The organism is Caulobacter sp. P1_B12_2 (genome assembly GCF_056406675.1).
The window spans coordinates 1-2,118 of sequence record NZ_JBFTZS010000612.1 but is presented as its reverse complement, the minus strand read 5'-3'; the positions used below and the strand labels follow the sequence as shown (position 1 = coordinate 2,118).

General features: G+C 70.4%; 2 protein-coding genes and 1 pseudogene. All 3 read left to right on the top strand.

The window, feature by feature from the left end; genetic code table 11:
- Positions 1-1,301 (top strand): heme lyase CcmF/NrfE family subunit (locus AC1DZ6_RS24020; protein WP_477099617.1); only part of this gene is annotated, 1,301 nt, incomplete at its 5' end.
- Entirely contained in the window at positions 1,298-1,762 is a 465-nt protein-coding gene (locus AC1DZ6_RS24015) for a cytochrome c-type biogenesis protein (protein ID WP_477099616.1), read from the top strand. The genes AC1DZ6_RS24020 and AC1DZ6_RS24015, both read left to right, overlap by 4 nt.
- 145 nt (positions 1,763-1,907) lie before the next feature.
- A pseudogene (locus AC1DZ6_RS24010) lies at positions 1,908-2,118 on the top strand (serine protease); the annotation flags it as partial.

Genomic DNA, 2,118 nt, shown 5'->3' with positions numbered 1-2,118 from the left:
CCTTCTGGGCTTATTACGAACTGGGCTGGGGCGGCTGGTGGTTCTGGGACCCGGTCGAGAACGCCAGCTTCATGCCCTGGCTGATCGGCACCGCTCTGCTGCACTCGGCCGTGGTGCTGGAAAAGCGCGGCGCCTTGCCGGGCTGGACCGTATTCCTGGGCCTGGCGGCCTTCACCTTCTCGATGCTGGGCGCCTTTCTGGTGCGCTCCGGCGTGCTGACCAGCGTCCACGCCTTCGCCGTCGATCCGACGCGCGGCGTCCTGCTGCTGACCATCATGGGCATAGCGGCCGGGGCCGGATTCGTACTGTTCGCCCTGCGCGCCCCCAGCCTGAACGCCGGCGGCCTGTTCGCCCCGGTCAGCCGCGAGAGCGCCATCGTCCTGAACAACATCATCCTGTCGGTCGCGACCGCGACCGTGTTGCTGGGCACTCTGTATCCGCTGATCCGCGAGGCGATGGACGGCGAGGCGGTGTCGGTGGGCGCGCCGTTCTTCAACATGACTTTCACGCCGCTGATGGTGCTGGCCATGGCCATCCTGCCGGCAGGGCCCTTGCTGGCCTGGAAGCGTGGTGACGCCCGCCTGGTGGTGCGCCGCCTGTGGCTGGCCCTGGCGGTCGCCGCGATCCTGGGTCTGGTCGCCTTCGCCGTCGTCGCCCCGCGCAGCGCCCTGGCCAGCGCCGGCCTGGTGCTCGGCTTCTGGCTGATCGGCGGCGCGGTGTCGGAGCTGGCCGAGCGGGTGAGGGCGTTCCGCGCCCCCTGGGCCGAGGTCCGCCGCCGGGCGACCGGCCTGCCGCGCGGCGCCTGGGGCACCACCCTGGCCCATGCGGGCCTGGGGATCTTCGTGCTGGGCGCGTCGTTCGAGACCACCTGGCGGGTCGAGGCGGCCCAGGCCCTGGGCGTGGGCGGCCAGCTGAAGCTGGGGGCCTATGAGCTGGTGCTCAGCGACGTCGGCACGGTCGAAGGCGGCAACTACATCGCCGAGCGCGGCGTCGTGAAGATCACCAAGGCCGGCGCGCCGGTCTGCGAGGCCAAGCCCGAGCGCCGGTTCTATCCGACCGGCAAGCAGACCACCTCCGAGGTGGCGATCTGTCCCAGGGTGCTGGATGACCTGTATGTCGTGCTGGGCGAGCGCCGGGCGGGCCCGGGCGGCCAGCCGGCCTGGCTGGTGCGGGCCTTCGTCAATCCGTGGGTGCGGCTGATCTTCCTGGGTCCGCTGATCATGGCGATCGGCGGGCTGGTCTCGCTGTCGGACCGCCGCCTGCGGTTCGGGGTGGCGCGCAAGGTGGAGACGGCGGCGTGAAGCGGCTCCTCATCGCCCTGGCGGCGATCGCCTGCATGGCCGGCGCCGCCGCCGACCCGGCCGAGCGCCYGCCCGACCCCGTCCAGGAAGCCCGGGCCCGCGAGATCTTCCGCGAGGTCCGCTGCCTGGTCTGCCAGAACGAGTCGATCGACGATTCCGAGGCCGCCCTGGCCGGCGACCTGCGCCAGGTCGTCCGTGACCAAGTGAAGCAGGGGCGCAGCGACCCGCAGATCCGCGCGTTTCTAGTCGAGCGCTATGGCGAGTTCGTGCTGCTGAAGCCGCCATTCTCGGCCGGCAACGCGCTGCTCTGGGCCACGCCTGGGATTGCGCTGATTTTGGGCGGCGTGCTGATGGTGCTGCTTCTGCGCCGGAAAGCCGCCTCGGCGGCGGACGACGAAGACGCGCAAACACTTTCGCAGGTGGAGGAAGCGCGTCTTCAGGTGTTGTTGAAGGACGAATGACACGATTGCGCCGCGAAGACGCCCCAAGACCATCTTGAGCGTGGACGCATCATCTCTTCGAAGACCATTGCGCCTTTCGCCAGCGCAACTAGGTTCTCAAGCCAACGACCCGGCGCCGCGCGCCGTGGGTGAGGAAAGACGTAAGATGGCTGCTAGGAAGTCTGGTTTCTTTGTCGGTGCGGTGGCCGGCGCGGGCGTGGCCTGCGCGGCGCTGGCCGGGGTCGGCATGCGCATGGGCCCCGCGGGAGCGGCTGAGCCGGCTCAGGTGATCCGCACCTCGGGCGTGGCCGGCAATCCGGCCCCGATGTTCGCGCCGCCGCCCGGCGCGCCGATGTCGTTCGCCGACATCTTCGAAC